Genomic DNA, 13,870 nt, shown 5'->3' on the forward strand with positions numbered 1-13,870 from the left:
GTGGGACCGGTCGAAGACGTCAGCTCTCCCGTACGTCGGTGGGGCTGTCGAAGATGCTGCCGGTGGTCCTCGGCTCGTCCGGAACGTCCGGGATCAGGCCGCCGCCGTCGGGCAGGTCGGGGGTGTCCGGGACGGTCTCGGGGCCGATCTCCTCCCAGGTGTCCGAGGGGTTCTGGACCGTCGGCCCGTCGGGAGGCGTCGCCGTGATCGTGGCGGCGGGACAGGCGGGGTCCTCCTCGGCGGTGGGCGTCCCGGTCGTGGGGACGCCGGGGGTGACCGTGACGGTCGGGGTCACACAGTCGGGGGTGAGGCGGTCCGGGGTGGGACTCTCGCCGGTCGTGGAGGCGCCCGGGGACGCGCTGTCGATGAGGTCCGGGATCGTGCCGGAGTCGCTCGGTGCGGCACTCTCGGCGCTCTCGGCGGGACCCGACGGCGTTGTCCCGTCCGGTGCCGGCGTCTCGGCCTGTGTCGGTGGCTGGGGCTGTGTCTGTGGCTGTGTCGGTGCCACCGGAGCCGTGGGCCGTACGACCTGGTCGTGCCGGGTGTCGTGTCCGCACCGCCGCTCGATCCAGGTGTTGTCGACGATGTCGATGATCGTGAGGTGGGTGACCACGGTGGGCGCCGGGGTCACCACGACGACCTGCCCGTGCCGGTACCCGGTCCACGGCCGCCCGCTCGCACCTCCCGAGCTAGCCGCCCCCGCGGGCGTCAGCGGGTTGCCGCACGCGCAGCGGACCCGGGGCACGCCCCGGTTGTCGACGAGGACGGCGGTGCCGGCCTGGAGCACGGACTGATGGCCGGTGGCACGCCCGTCCCGGTAGCCGTGGTTGGTGACCTGGGTGTCCGCGCGCAGCACGACAGACGTCAGGGAGCGCAGATACGACGGGATCGAGCTCCGCGGGATCCCCGCGACCCGCGCGAAGGCCCGCCCTCGGTCACGGTCCGCGGCGAGGTGGCCGATCTGCCGGTTCACGTCACAGCTGCCGGACCCGGCCGTGCCGCCGTACAGGCCGGGTGTCCCGCCGGAGATCGACCGCGGGCCCGGCCGTGCCGATTGCTGCGTTCGGGTGACGGACGCGAGCGCGGCCTTCGAGGTCGCCGTGGAGTCCGTGAAGGGGTCGGGTCCCTGGGCCGCGGCCGGCTGGAGGAAGACTTCTCCGCCGGCTCTCGCGCCCTGGTCACCGGAGCCGGCGCAGCCTGCGACGATCAGTGCCGCCGAGAGCGCGCAGGCCGTGACGAAGGTCCCGGTGGGTGTACGCACCGTGTTCTCCCGCCTCATGCCGGGCAGTTCGTCACTATTGTCTGCTTCACTCACTTGGGTTACGCAAGCGGAGGCGCGGTACACGCAGCGTGACTCCGGCTTCCGGCGCGACAATGGCAGGGAGGAGCACTTGGCCGTGGACTGGTTCACCGCACCCGACTACTGGCTGAGTCGGCTGGTCTTCCAGCGGGCCCTGGCCGGTGTGTACCTGGTCGCGTTCCTGACGGCGGCCCTTCAGTTCCGCGCGCTGCTCGGCTCCCGGGGCATGCTGCCGATCCCCCGGTACGTCGAGCGGGTGCCCTTCAGGGCGGCGCCGAGCCTGTTCCAACTGCACTACTCGGACCGCTTCTTCGCGGCGTGTGCCTGGTCGGGCTGCGCGGTGTCGGCGGCGCTGCTCGCGGGGCTGGACTCGCGACTGCCGCTGTGGGGCGCCATGGTGCTGTGGCTGGTGCCGTGGGCGCTGTATCTGTCGATCGTCAACGTGGGCCAGACCTGGTACGGCTTCGGCTGGGAGTCCCTGTTGCTGGAGGTCGGCTTCCTCGCCGTGTTCCTCGGCAACGACGAGGTGGCTCCGCCGATCCTGGTGCTGTTCCTGCTGCGGTGGATCCTGTTCCGGGTGGAGTTCGGCGCCGGGCTGATCAAGATGCGCGGCGACGCCTGCTGGCGGAAGCTGACGTGCCTCGACTACCACCATGAGACCCAGCCGATGCCGGGCCCGCTGAGCTGGTTCTTCCACCATCTCCCCCGGCCGCTGCACCGGGTCGAGGTGGCCGCCAACCACGTCACCCAACTCGTGGTCCCCGTACTGCTGTTCACCCCGCAGCCGATCGCCACGGCGGCCGCGTCGCTGATGATCGTGACCCAGCTGTGGCTGGTGCTGTCGGGCAACTTCTCCTGGCTGAACTGGATCACGATCGTGCTGGCCGTCCCGGCCCTGGAGCTGCCGGGCGATCCGCCGTCCCGGGTGCCCGACGCCCCCCTCTGGTACGAGGTCGTGGTCCTGGCCGTCTGCGTCCTGATCGGGTACCTCAGCTACCACCCGGTCGCGAACATGGTCTCCCGCCGCCAGATCATGAACCGCTCCTTCGACCCCCTGCATATGGTCAACACCTACGGGGCGTTCGGCAGCGTCAGCCGGTTCCGGTACGAGGTGGTGGTCGAGGGCACGGCCGACGACGTGCCGCGCGAGGACTCCGACTGGCGGGAGTACGAGTTCAGGGGCAAGCCCGGTGATCCCCGGCGCTGGCCACGGCAGTTCGCCCCGTACCACCTGCGCCTGGACTGGCTGATGTGGTTCGCCGCTCTGTCGCCCTCCTACGCCGGCTCGTGGTTCGGCACCTTCGTGGAGCGGCTCCTGGAGGGCGACCGCGCCACGCTGCGGCTGCTGCGCAGCTCGCCGTTCCCGCCCGACGCCCCGCCCCGGTACGTCCGCGCCCGTCTCTTCCGCTACCGGTACACGAGTTGGCGCGAGCTGCGCGAGACGGGCGCGTGCTGGGAGCGGGCCCTGGTGCGGGAGTATCTGCCGCCGACCAGGCTGGCGGGCGCGACTCAGAGGTCGTAGACGCGCAGGGCGGTGGTCTCGAAGATCCGGGTGTCCGCACCCACCAACTGATGTGCGATGTCGAGGACTTCGGCGTAGCCGGCCGTCGTCGTGCACACCGGCCAGTCCGAGCCGAACATCAGCCGGTCCGGGCCGAAGGCCGTAAGGACGGTGTCCGCGTACGGGCGCAGGTCGTCGACCGTCCAGCCGGCCGGGTCGGCCTCGGTGACCATGCCGGAGAGCTTGCAGACGGTGTTGGGGTGCGCGGCGAGGGCGCGCAGGTCGGTGGCCCAGGGTTCGCGGGCGCCGGAGGCGATGGGGGGCTTGCCCAAGTGGTCCAGGACGAAGGTGAGTTCGGGCAGGGCCGCGGCCGCCTTGGCGCAGGCGGGCAGCTGGTGGGGCAGGACGACGAGGTCGTAGACCAGACCGGCCTCGGCCACGGCGGTGAGGCCCCGGCGTACGTCCGCCCGCAGCAGCCACTCGGGGTCGGGTTCGCCCTGGACCTGGTGCCGGACGCTCTTGAGGAACCGTCCGCCGGGCAGCGACTTCAGTCGGGCCAGTTCGTCGGCGGTGTCGGGGCGGGTGAGGTCGGTCCAGCCGACCACGCCCGCGACGAGGTCGTGGTCGGCGGCGAGGGCCAGGAACTCCGGGGTCTCCTCGGCGACGGTGACCGTCTGGACGAGTACCGTCCGGTCGACTCCGGCGGCGGCCGCCTCGGGGGCGAGGTCCGCCACCGTGAAGTCCCGCCGGATCGGGCTGCCTTCGGGGATCCAGTCCTGGTCGCGGACCGACAGGTCCCAGACGTGGTGGTGGGCGTCGATCGTCACGGCAGCTCCCACACCACGGGCAGCCCGGCGGCCGCGCCCCCGTCGGAGTAGTCGTGCACCACATCGAGGAGTTCGGCCATCCGGGCCTGCCAGGCCACGTTGACCGGGAGCTTCTCCAACTCGGCCAGGAGGCGGGCGTAGTCCTCGCACTCCAGGACGTGGAACAGGTCGGTGCCGCTGCGCCAGATCGTCCAGGAGGTGGCTCCGGCTGCGCTGATCGCGTCGGTGAGCTCCTTGGGGACCTCGCGGTGGGCGGCGTCGTACTCGGCGATCCGGTCGGCGCGGACTTTGGTGTGCAGGGCGACTCTCATGACGGCTCCTCGGTGCTCAGGAGTCCGGCGTCCCGCAGCTCCTGCCAGCAGGCGGCGGGTACCGGCGTCGCGAACTGGTCGGCGCAGTCGTGGACTTCGGCCGCCGAGCGGGCCCCGACCAGGACGCTGGTCACCGCCGGGTGGGCCGCGCAGAAGGCCAGGGCGGCGGCCCGCAGGGTGATGCCGTGCCGCTCGGCGATCTCCTTCATGCGCAGGGCCCGCTCCAGCAACTCCGTCGGCGCCTGGGCATAGTTGTACGTCGCTCCCGGTCTCGGGTCCGCCAGCAGACCGGAGTTGAAGGCGCCGCCGATCACCACCGAGACGCCGCGCTCGACGGCCGCGGGCAGCAGATCCGTCAGCGCGCTGTGGTCCAGCAGCGTGTAGCGGCCTGCGCACAGCACCACGTCGACGTCGGTGTCGCGGACGAACCGGGTGAGCATCGCGGTCTGGTTCATGCCGGCGCCGATCGCGCCGACCACGCCTTCCGAGCGGAGCTTCTCCAGCGCCGGGTAGCCCTCCCGGAAGGCCTCTTCGGCGTGGTCGTCGGGGTCGTGCAGGTAGACGACGTCGACGCGGTCCAGGCCTAGCCGTTCCAGACCGGCCTCCAGGGTGCGGCGTACGCCGTCGGCGGTGAAGTCCCAGACGCGGCGGTGGGTGGCGGGCACGGCGAAGCCGTTGGCCAGGTCGTCCCCGCCGCCGGTGTGCGGTTCCAGGCGGCGGCCGACCTTCGTCGAGATCACGTACTCGTCGCGCGGACGGTCGCGCAGGGCCGCGCCGAGGCGGCGTTCGGACAGGCCGAGGCCGTAGTGGGGCGCGGTGTCGTAGTAGCGGATGCCGCGCTGCCAGGCGGCGTCCACCGCCGCGCGCGCCTGCTCCTCGGTGACCTCGGTGAACAGGCCGGCGATGCCGGCGGCCCCGAAGCCGAGTCCGCGGGGCGTGCTCATCGGCCCGCCGGGCGCAGCCGCAGGCCCTGCATGCCGCCGTCGACGGCCAGCGAGGTGCCGGTGGTGGCGCCGGAGAGCGGGCTCGCCAGGTAGGCGACGGCACCGGCGACCTCGTCGGCGGAGACCAGGCGGCCGGTGGGTTGGCGGGCCTCCAGGGCGGCGCGCTCGGCGGCGGGGTCGGGGGCCTTGTCGAGGAGACGGCCGATCCAGGGCGTGTCGGCGGTGCCCGGGTTGACGCAGTTGACGCGGATGCCCTCGCGGACGTGGTCGGCGGCCATCGCGAGGGTCAGGGAGTACACGGCACCCTTGGACGCGCAGTACAGGGCGCGTTGCGGGAGGCCTGCCGTGGCGCCGATGGAGCAGGTGTTGACGATGGCCGCGTGGTCCGAGTCCCGCAGGTGCGGCAGGGCGGCGCGGGAGACGCGGACCATGCCGACGACGTTGACGTCCATGACCCGGTGCCACTCGGCGTCGTCGTTGTCCTCGACGGTGCCCTGGGCGCCGATGCCCGCGTTGTTGACCAGGACGTCGAGTCCGCCGAGCTCGGCGACGGCCGCGGCGACCGCCTCGCGCACCGAGGCGTCGTCGGTGACGTCGGCCTTGAAGGCGAGGAGCGGCTTCTGCACCGACGAGGGGTCCAGGTCGAGGACGGCGACCCGGGCGCCGCGGGCGGCCAGGAGTTCCGCGGTGGCCCGTCCGATACCGGAGGCACCCCCCGTCACCAGCGCCTTGAGACCCTCGAAGTCGCTCATACGGCCTGTCCCTTCTGTTCGATCTGCTGTTTGCTCTGCTGCTCGGTCCGCTGCGTGCTCTTCTGCTCGGCGAGGTCGGCGGCCCAGAAGGCACCGTCCGGGAAGGTGTACCGCGCGATCGACTCGGCCTTCATGGCGGCCGAGAAGCCCGGTGCGCTCGGTGCCGTGTAATGACCTTCCCTGATCACCACCGGATCAAGGAAGTGGTCGTGCAGATGGTCGACGTACTCGATGACCCGGTCCTCGGTGGTGCCGGTGACCGCCACGTAGTCGAACATCGACAGGTGCTGGACGAGTTCGCACAGCCCGACCCCGCCCGCGTGCGGGCAGACCGGTACGCCGAACTTGGCGGCGAGCAGCAGGATGGCGAGGTTCTCGTGGACGCCGCCGACGCGGGCCGCGTCGATCTGGACGACGTCGAGGGCGCCGGCCTGGAGGAGCTGTTTGAAGACGACCCGGTTCTGGACGTGTTCGCCGGTGGCCACCTTCACCGGGGCGACGGCCTCGCGGATCGCGGCGTGGCCGAGGATGTCGTCGGGGCTGGTGGGTTCCTCTATCCAGTACGGGTCGAATCCGGCCAGCGCCTTGGTCCAGCGGATGGCCTCGTCGACGTCCCAGCGCTGGTTGGCGTCGATGGCGATCCGGACGTCCGGTCCGACGACGGCGCGGGCCACCCGGCAGCGCCGTACGTCGTCCTCCAGGTCCGCGCCGACCTTCAGCTTGATCTGCCGGAAGCCCTCGGCGACGGCCTCGTTGGCGAGCCGGGTCAGCTTGTCGTCGCTGTAGCCGAGCCAGCCGGGGGAGGTCGTGTAGGCGGGGTAGCCGCGCTCCAGCAGTCCGGCCGTGCGTTCCTCGGCGCCTTCCCGGCCCTTGCGGAGGATCTCCAGGGCCTCCCCGGGGGTGAGGGCGTCGGTGAGGTAGCGGAAGTCGATCTGCGCGACCAGCCACTCGGGGTCGGCGTCGGCGAGGAGCCGCCACAGCGGTTTGTCGGCGCGCTTGGCCGCCAGGTCCCATACGGCGTTCATGACGGCGCCGATCGCCATGTGCATCACGCCCTTCTCGGGGCCGAGCCAGCGCAGCTGGCTGTCGCCGATCAGGTCGCGGTTGAGGGTCCCCGGGTCGGCGCACAGCTCGTCGACGGACCGTCCGACCACATGGTGTCTGAGCGCGTGGATGGCGGCCACCTGGACCTCGTTGCCCCGCCCGATGGTGAAGCTGAATCCGTGCCCCTCGTGCCCGTCGGCGGCGTCGGTGCGCAGGACGACGTACGCGGCCGAGTAGTCGGGGTCCGGGTTCATCGCGTCGGAGCCGTCGAGCTCGCGCGAGGTCGGGAAGCGGATGTCGTAGGTGTCGACCGCGGTGACACGAACGGGGGTCGGGGACACGGAGGGCCTCTCGGTCGGGGGCGAGTTGACGGTGGATCAGTCCTGGGCCCGACCTGTGGTCATACGGGCGATCATGAGGGCGACCAGGATGATTCCGCCGTAGATGGCCTGGATCCAGTACGGCTGAACCTGCGCCAGGGTGAGCATGTTGTCGACGGTGCCGAGCAGGAGTACGCCGGTCAGCGCGCCGAACATGGTGCCCTTGCCGCCGTCGAGGCTGATGCCTCCGATCACCGCGGCCGCGAACACGGTGAAGATCATGTTCTGGCCCTGGTTGGCGTTGATGGCCCCGACATAGCCCGTCCGCATGATGCCACCGACCGCCGCGAGCAGGCCTGCGGTGATGAACACGCCGAGCATGACGCGCTCCACTCGGATACCGGCTGCTCGCGCCGCCTCGGCGTTGCCGCCGATGGCGTACAGCGCACGGCCCAGGCGGTGGTACCGCAGGACGCCGCCCACCACGGCGAAGGCCAGGGCGGCGATCCACGCGGACACCGGGACGCGCAGGAACGTCGTGGTGGCCATGGAGAAGAAGGCATCGGGCATGTCGAAGAGGGTCTTGCCCTTGGTCGCTCCGACCAGGACACCGCGCAGGATGATCAGCATCGCGAGGGTGACGATGAAGGCGTTCAGCCGCAGCTTGACCACGAGGAGGCCGTTGAACAGCCCGACCGCCGCGCCCACGAGCAGGATCGCCAGCATGGCCAGCGGGGTGGGCAGCTCGGTGCCGAAACCGGCTTTGGCGGCGGGGAGCACCAGCAGGGCGCCGATCGCGGGGGCGATACCGACCACCGACTCCAGGGACAGGTCGAACTTGCCGGTGATGAGGACGAGCGCCTCGGCCAGGACGACCATCGCGAGCGCGGCCGACGAACCGAGAATGGTGATGATGTTGGCCTCGGTGAGGAACGAGTCGTTGACGAACGCCCCGATCACGATGACCACCAACAGGGCAGGCAGAAGGGCGAGTTCACGGGCCCGACGGAGCAGCACCGCCCTCGCGGACCGAGTGTCGGGCACGCTCACCGGCTTCATCGGCGGAGCCTTGGTGTCAGCCATGGTGGTCCACTCCTTCGATGGAGGCGATCAGCTCGTGGTCGTGCCAGCCCGCCGGGTGTTCGGCGACCACGCGGCCGTGGAAGAGGACGAGGACGCGGTCGCAGCGCCGCAGGTCGTCGAGTTCGTCGGAGACGACGAGTACCGCGGTGCCGTCCTCGCGGGCGTCGTCCACATGGGCAAGGAGGGACTCCTTGGACTTCACGTCGACGCCCGCGGTGGGGTTGATGAGGACGAGGAGGCGGGGAGCGGAGGCGAGGGCGCGGGCCATCACGACCTTCTGGGCGTTGCCGCCGGAGAGGTCGGAGACGGGCTGTTCCGGGCCCTCGGTGTGGATGTCGAGCCGCTCGATCAGCGCGGTGGCGACGGTTCGTCTGCGGTCGGTGCCGACGAACCCGAGGCGGCCGAGCCGGTCGAGGACGGTCATCGTGGCGTTGTCGCCGATGCTCATCCCGAACACCAGGCCCTGTCCGTGCCGGTCGCGCGGCACACACCCGACCCCGGCCTCCAGCGCCTTGCGCACATCCCCGAACGGCAGCCGCTCACCGTCCAGTTGGGCCGTGCCGCTCGTCGGTGTGTGCAGTCCCGTGAAGGACTCGGCGAGCTCGATCTTGCCGCTGCCGCTGGTGCCGGCGAGCCCGACGACCTCGCCGCGACGGACGGTGAGGTCGATGTTCTCGTAGGCGTCGGAGGTGAGTGCGCGGGCGTCCAGGAGGACGGGCGCGCTGTCGTCGACACCCCTTTCGCGTACCGCCTGTTCGGCGATCGCCTCGCCCGCCATCGCCTCCACGAGCGCGGCGCGCGGGAGCTCGGCAACGGGAGCCGTGGTGATCCAGCGGGCGTCCCTGAGGACGGTGACGGTCTGGCAGACCTCGTAGACCTCCTGGAGGTGGTGCGAGATGAACAGGAAGGTGACGCCGGACTCCTGGAGGGACCGCATGCGGGTGAAGAGCCGCTCGATCTCCCGGTTGTCGAGCTGTGCGGTCGGCTCGTCGAGGACGATGAAGCGGGCGCCGAAGCTCAACGCCCGGGCGATCTCGACCATTTGGCGGTCCTCGACCTTGAGGTCGGCGGTGCGCGCCTCCGGGTCGACGCGCACGTCCCAGGTGTCGAGGAGTTCGGCGGCCTCGGTCCGCAGTCTGCGCCAGCTGATGAAACGGCCCTGGAGGGGCTGCCGGTTGATGAACAGGTTCTCGGCGACGGTGAGTTCGGGGACGACGGTCGGCTTCTGGTACACGCAGGCGACCTTGCGGCGCCAGGCGTCCCGGTCGGCGAGCACGGGTGCGGGCTCGCCGTCGAAGCGGACCTCGCCCTCGTCGGGTGCCTGGAGGCCGGTGAGCACGGTGACCAGGGTCGACTTGCCGGCGCCGTTGCGGCCGACGAGGGCGTGGGACTCGCCGGGCAGGACGGTCAGCCTGCCGTCGGCGAGGGCGGTGGTGGGGCCGTAGCGCTTGACGATGCCGTGCGCTTCAACGAGTGCCGTGGTCATTTGACGGTGTTGCCCCACAGCTCGGGGTCGTCGACGTTCTCCTTGGTGACCAGCGGTGCCGGGAGCTGGTCCTCGAGGATGCCGCTGGGCAGCTTGACGATCGTGGAGCCGTGGTCGGTCGGGCCGGGCTTGAAGGTCTTCCCCTGCATCGCCGCCTTGATGTAGTACATGCCGTACTTGGCGTAGAGGTCGGCGGGCTGGGAGACGGTGGCGTCGATCTCGCCCTTGCGGATGGCGTCGTACTCCTGCGGGATGCCGTCGTTGGAGACGATCGCGATGTGGCCGGACTCGCCGACCTTCTTGAGCATCCCCTTGGACTTCAGGGTCTGGAGGGTCGGGGCGAGGTAGACGCCGCCGGCCTGCATGTAGATGCCCTTGATGTCGGGGTTGGCGTTGAGGAGGGTGTCCAGCTTGGAGGCGGCGGTGTCGGACTCCCACTTGGCGGGGATCTCCAGCACCTTCAGCTTGGGGAAGTTCTTCTTCACACAGGCGCGGAACGCCTCCGAGCGGTCACGGCCGTTGACCGAGGCGAGGTCGCCCATGATCTGTACGACCTTGCCGCTGGTGATGTTCTTGCCGAGGTAGTCGCAGGCCTTCTCGCCGTAGGCCACGTTGTTCGCCCGGACGACCATGGCGACCTTGCCCTTGTCGGGCGCCACGTCGACGGCGACCACGGGCACGCCCTTGCGTTCGGCCTGGTCGAGGCCGGCCTCGATGGCCGCGCTGTCGAGCGGGGCGACGACCAGGCCCTCGACGCCCTGGTTGAGCTGGTTGTTGATGTCGGTGATCTGCTGCGAGGGGTCGCTGTTGGAGTTGACCGTCTTCAGCGCGTCCACGCCCTCGGACTTCGCCGTCTTCGGGACGTAGTCGTTGTACGACTGCCAGAACGGCGAGGTGAGCAGGGGCAGGATCACCCCGACCTTCCCGGTGCCGTCCCCGCTCCCGCCGCCGGCCGAGCCGGCGCTGTCCTTGGTGCTCCCGCACGCGGTGAGCGCGAGCGAGGCGGCAGCGCCCAACGCCACCACTGCGACCGTCCGGAACCTGCTGCGCTTCCCCACTGTCCTGACCGGCATTCGAAGGCTCCTCATTGAGCGTGTTCGAGCAGATGCCCGCATACTTATCAGACCACTCCCCCGGGAGAACACCCTCCAGCGGCGAATCTCCCCGACTTCCGGCCGTATTGGTCGGACCACATCCGTGGCTAGACTTCGGCCACCCGGTGAGCGGTGAGTGGAGGAACGGCGTGGACGAGACAGCCCCGCAGAAGGGCACCGTGACGCAGCGCGCCATCGAGCAGATCAAGGCGATGATCGGCGAAAGGCGCCTGGAGCCGGGCCAGCGACTGCCCACCGAACGGGACCTCGCGGCCCAGCTCGGCATCTCCCGCAGCTCGATGCGGGAGGCGATCCGCGCCCTCACCGTGCTGGGCGTGCTGGAGGCCCGGCACGGATCGGGGATCTACGTCACGCAGCTCGAGGCCGGGGACCTGCTGGAGACGTTCGGTGTCGTCGCCGATCTGTCCCGGGGCCCGCGTCTGGTGGAGCTCCTGGAGGTGCGGCGCATCCTGGAGTCCACGGCGACGGCCCTGGCCGCGGCGCGGATCACCCCGGACCAGCTGGCCGAGGTGGAGAAGCACCTGACCGCGATGAACGCCACGGACGATCCCGAGGAGATCCTCGCTCACGACCTCGCCTTCCACCGCGAGATCGTGGCGGCCGCCGGCAACGACACCATGGCGGCCATCCTCGACGGCCTCTCCTCCCGCACCTTCCGCGCCCGGGTCTGGCGCGGCTACCAGGAGGAGGGCGCCTTCGAGCGGACACGCCGGGAGCACGCCGCGATCCACCGGGCACTGGTGGCACGCGACCCGGAGGCGGCACGGGCCGCGGCGGCCGCGCATGTGGGCGAAGTGGAACAGTGGCTGCGAGCCCAACTGGCCGGCTAGACGGGCAGCTAGGCGGGCAGCGTCCGCACGTCCGACTCCGGCAGCTTGTTCCACCAGTGGCCGTAGCGGCTGTACACGTTCGGCTCCCGGTCCGCGAGCAGCCCGGCGAGCTCACGGGCCTCCCGCCCCAGACCGTCCCATGTCTCGTCCGGCAGCTCGTGGAACGCCGTCGCCTCGATGCCGCCCTCGACCGGCCGCCAGACGCCGGCCACGTATCCGTCGACCAGGAGCGTCGGCAGCACGTCGCCGTTGGTGCGGATCACGAGCTTGCGGTAGTCGGGCGGGATCAGTCGGCTCCGGTCGTGGTGGGCGAGGAGCACGCTGTCCCACATCGCCATCAGACGGGGTGGCGCCGGGGTGTCGGCGGCGGGCCGCGGGGCGCCCGGGACGTCGTACAGCGTCGTGCCGCCCTCTCCCGCCAGTTCCTCCACCGCCTCGCCCAGTGCGCGCAGGGCCGTCCGGGCTCGTGCCCGTCCGACGGTGGCGAACTGGGCGACGTCCGCGATCGAGGCGGGGCCGAACGCGGCGAGGTACCGCAGGGTGAGGGTCTGCAACGCCTCCTCGTCCGACGGTGGTTCGCCGGTGAACCGTCCCTCGGGCGCCGCGACGTACGCCGGCGCGTACTCGAAGGACCACGGCCCGCCGGTCGGCACATGCACCAGCGGCGTGTACGACCGCAGCCCCCACCACGCTCCGTCCTTGCGCTCCTCGCCCACCCGTTCCGCGAGCCACGCCGTCAGCTCGCCGTTGGACCGGGGCCGGTCGGCGAACTCCAGCAGTCCCGGCTCCAGTTCGGCCGCGTCGGCCGGGGTGAGTCCGGCGGCGGCGTAGCGATACCCGAGCCGGGAGGCGTACAGCGTCGGCCGCATCGCCTCCCGGACCGTGCGGTAGTCGTCGGCGTGGACCGCGTGCAGCGTGATCCGGAGCAGGGTCGCCTTCACCAGGGTGCGGTCGGCGAAGGCGGTGTCCAGGTCGGCCGGGTCGAAGCCCTCGATCCGGTTCCACAGCGCGAGATACGGCGAGGCGGGCTGCTGCGCCTGGAGCGCGAGGAGCCGCCGGACCGCTTCGGCGACCCCTGACGGCTCCCGGCGCAACAGTAGCTGGCGGGCGAGGGTGGCCCGGTTGAGTTCTCGCGCGGTGATCGTCACGCCCCGGATTGTGCCCGCTGCGACCGCGGGGTCACCAGCTCGAACGGCCGCGGCCGCACCGCCGCCCGGCCGCCGCCCCGCTCCTCGGGCACCTGAATCCGGCCGTCCGGGAGATACTGGAGGGCATGCGGTCATGGCGAACGGCCTGTGCCGCCGCCGGGCTGACGCTGGTCGTCGCGATCGGCTGCACCGGAGGCGGTGACGACCCCGCGCCCGCGCCGACACCGAAGGAGACCTCGCCCTCGGCCCGGCCCAGTCCTTCACCGACCAGGAAACCCGTCCACCCGGTCTCCCTCCCCGCCCTGATGAACAAGAAGCACCAGGGCTCCGACCTCCGTCTCGGCACCGTCCTCGCCCGCACCGAGGCCTATACGAGCTACCGGGTGACGTACGAGTCCGACGGGCTGACGATCTCCGGGCTCATGAACATCCCGCGGGGCAAGGGCCCTTTCCCCGCGCTGGTGCTGGCGCACGGATACATCGACCCGGACGTGTACACGACCGGCCGGGGGCTCGCCCGGGAGCAGGATCTGCTGGCCCGTAACGGTTACGTCGTCCTGCACACCGACTACCGCAACCACGCGGCCTCGGACGACGACCCGGACAACGACCTGAACCTGCGCCTCGGCTACACCGAGGACGTCATCGGTGCCGCGCTGGCGCTGCGCGACTCCGGGCGCCCGGAGATCGACCGCGACCGGCTCGGTCTGCTCGGCCGGTCGATGGGCGGTGGCGTGGTCTACAACACGCTGGTCGTGGCGCCGGGCCTGTTCGACGCGGCGGTCGTCTTCGCGCCGGTCAGCTCGCGCCCCGACGAGAACATCGACCACTTCCAGCGTCCCGAGGGCGATCCGCTCGTCGCCGAGATCGACGCCGCGTACGGCACCCCGGAGCGGAATCCGACGTTCTGGCGGGAGGTCTCGCCCCGTACCTATGTGGACCGGGTGACCGAGCCGCTGCTGATCCACCACGGCACCGCGGACGACACCTGCCCGATCGCCTGGTCGGAGCGGACGGCCGCCGCGTTCACCGAGGCCGGCAAGAGCGTCGAGCTGCGCAGGTACCGGGGCGAGGGGCACACGTTCTACCCGCAGTGGCCGGCCTCCATGGACGCCACGATGGAGTTCTTCGCCCGGCATCTGCGGTGATGAAGACGGGGACGGGTGAGGCGAACTGCCGGCGTGAACGGGCGGTCACCAGGTCGCCGAC

The 13,870-nt window shown here is 71.1% G+C and carries 13 protein-coding genes; 3 read left to right on the forward strand and 10 right to left on the reverse strand.

What is annotated here, in order from left to right; genetic code table 11:
• Nucleotides 1-19: 19 nt before the first annotated feature.
• Entirely contained in the window at nucleotides 20-1,261 is a 1,242-nt protein-coding gene (locus ABKA17_RS07870) for a DUF6777 domain-containing protein (RefSeq protein ID WP_353691160.1), read from the reverse strand.
• 136 nt (nucleotides 1,262-1,397) lie between these two features.
• On the opposite strand from ABKA17_RS07870, the gene ABKA17_RS07875 reads away from it, so the two are divergent.
• Nucleotides 1,398-2,822, forward strand: a complete 1,425-nt coding sequence (locus tag ABKA17_RS07875; protein ID WP_353691161.1) for a lipase maturation factor family protein — start codon at nucleotides 1,398-1,400, stop codon at nucleotides 2,820-2,822.
• On the opposite strand, the gene ABKA17_RS07880 is transcribed toward ABKA17_RS07875, so the two are convergent.
• The 8 genes from ABKA17_RS07880 to ABKA17_RS07915 are packed head-to-tail and all read right to left on the reverse strand — an operon-like array spanning nucleotide 2,810 to nucleotide 10,641.
• Nucleotides 2,810-3,628 (reverse strand): amidohydrolase family protein, encoded by an 819-nt coding sequence (locus ABKA17_RS07880; RefSeq protein WP_353691162.1) that lies wholly within the window; start codon nucleotides 3,626-3,628, stop codon nucleotides 2,810-2,812. The genes ABKA17_RS07875 and ABKA17_RS07880 overlap by 13 nt on opposite strands.
• Nucleotides 3,625-3,939, reverse strand: coding sequence for an L-rhamnose mutarotase (locus ABKA17_RS07885; protein ID WP_353691163.1), 315 nt, complete (start codon nucleotides 3,937-3,939; stop codon nucleotides 3,625-3,627). Before ABKA17_RS07885 ends, ABKA17_RS07880 begins: the two co-directional genes overlap by 4 nt.
• Complete coding sequence (locus tag ABKA17_RS07890) at nucleotides 3,936-4,883, reverse strand: aldo/keto reductase (protein WP_353691164.1); 948 nt, start codon at nucleotides 4,881-4,883, stop codon at nucleotides 3,936-3,938. The genes ABKA17_RS07885 and ABKA17_RS07890 overlap by 4 nt, the downstream gene beginning before the upstream one ends.
• The gene (locus ABKA17_RS07895) at nucleotides 4,880-5,635 is read right to left on the reverse strand and encodes an SDR family NAD(P)-dependent oxidoreductase (protein WP_353691165.1); all 756 of its coding nucleotides are present in this window, start codon (nucleotides 5,633-5,635) and stop codon (nucleotides 4,880-4,882) included. The genes ABKA17_RS07890 and ABKA17_RS07895 overlap by 4 nt, the downstream gene beginning before the upstream one ends.
• Nucleotides 5,632-7,020, reverse strand: a complete 1,389-nt coding sequence (locus ABKA17_RS07900; RefSeq protein ID WP_353691166.1) for an L-fuconate dehydratase — start codon at nucleotides 7,018-7,020, stop codon at nucleotides 5,632-5,634. The genes ABKA17_RS07895 and ABKA17_RS07900 overlap by 4 nt, the downstream gene beginning before the upstream one ends.
• A gap of 36 nt (nucleotides 7,021-7,056) precedes the next feature.
• A complete protein-coding gene (locus ABKA17_RS07905) occupies nucleotides 7,057-8,082 on the reverse strand; it encodes an ABC transporter permease (RefSeq protein ID WP_353691167.1) in 1,026 nt (341 codons plus the stop codon).
• Entirely contained in the window at nucleotides 8,075-9,568 is a 1,494-nt protein-coding gene (locus ABKA17_RS07910; protein WP_353691168.1) for a sugar ABC transporter ATP-binding protein, read from the reverse strand. The genes ABKA17_RS07905 and ABKA17_RS07910 overlap by 8 nt, the downstream gene beginning before the upstream one ends.
• Entirely contained in the window at nucleotides 9,565-10,641 is a 1,077-nt protein-coding gene (locus ABKA17_RS07915; RefSeq protein ID WP_353691169.1) for a sugar ABC transporter substrate-binding protein, read from the reverse strand. The genes ABKA17_RS07910 and ABKA17_RS07915 overlap by 4 nt, the downstream gene beginning before the upstream one ends.
• Nucleotides 10,642-10,811: 170 nt before the next feature.
• On the opposite strand from ABKA17_RS07915, the gene ABKA17_RS07920 reads away from it, so the two are divergent.
• Nucleotides 10,812-11,513, forward strand: a complete 702-nt coding sequence (locus ABKA17_RS07920) for a FadR/GntR family transcriptional regulator (protein WP_353691170.1) — start codon at nucleotides 10,812-10,814, stop codon at nucleotides 11,511-11,513.
• Nucleotides 11,514-11,521: 8 nt separating this feature from the next.
• Here ABKA17_RS07920 and ABKA17_RS07925 read toward each other — a convergent pair whose 3' ends face one another.
• The gene (locus ABKA17_RS07925; RefSeq protein WP_353691171.1) at nucleotides 11,522-12,661 is read right to left on the reverse strand and encodes a winged helix DNA-binding domain-containing protein; all 1,140 of its coding nucleotides are present in this window, start codon (nucleotides 12,659-12,661) and stop codon (nucleotides 11,522-11,524) included.
• A 125-nt stretch (nucleotides 12,662-12,786) separates the two neighbouring features.
• On the opposite strand from ABKA17_RS07925, the gene ABKA17_RS07930 reads away from it, so the two are divergent.
• Nucleotides 12,787-13,809 carry an alpha/beta hydrolase family protein gene (locus ABKA17_RS07930; protein WP_353691172.1) on the forward strand — a complete coding sequence of 341 codons (1,023 nt, stop codon included), beginning with the start codon at nucleotides 12,787-12,789 and terminating at the stop codon, nucleotides 13,807-13,809.
• Nucleotides 13,810-13,870 lie beyond the last annotated feature (61 nt).

The sequence above is a fragment of the Streptomyces sp. RG80 genome (assembly GCF_040446465.1).
In the GTDB taxonomy this organism is placed as follows: domain Bacteria; phylum Actinomycetota; class Actinomycetes; order Streptomycetales; family Streptomycetaceae; genus Streptomyces.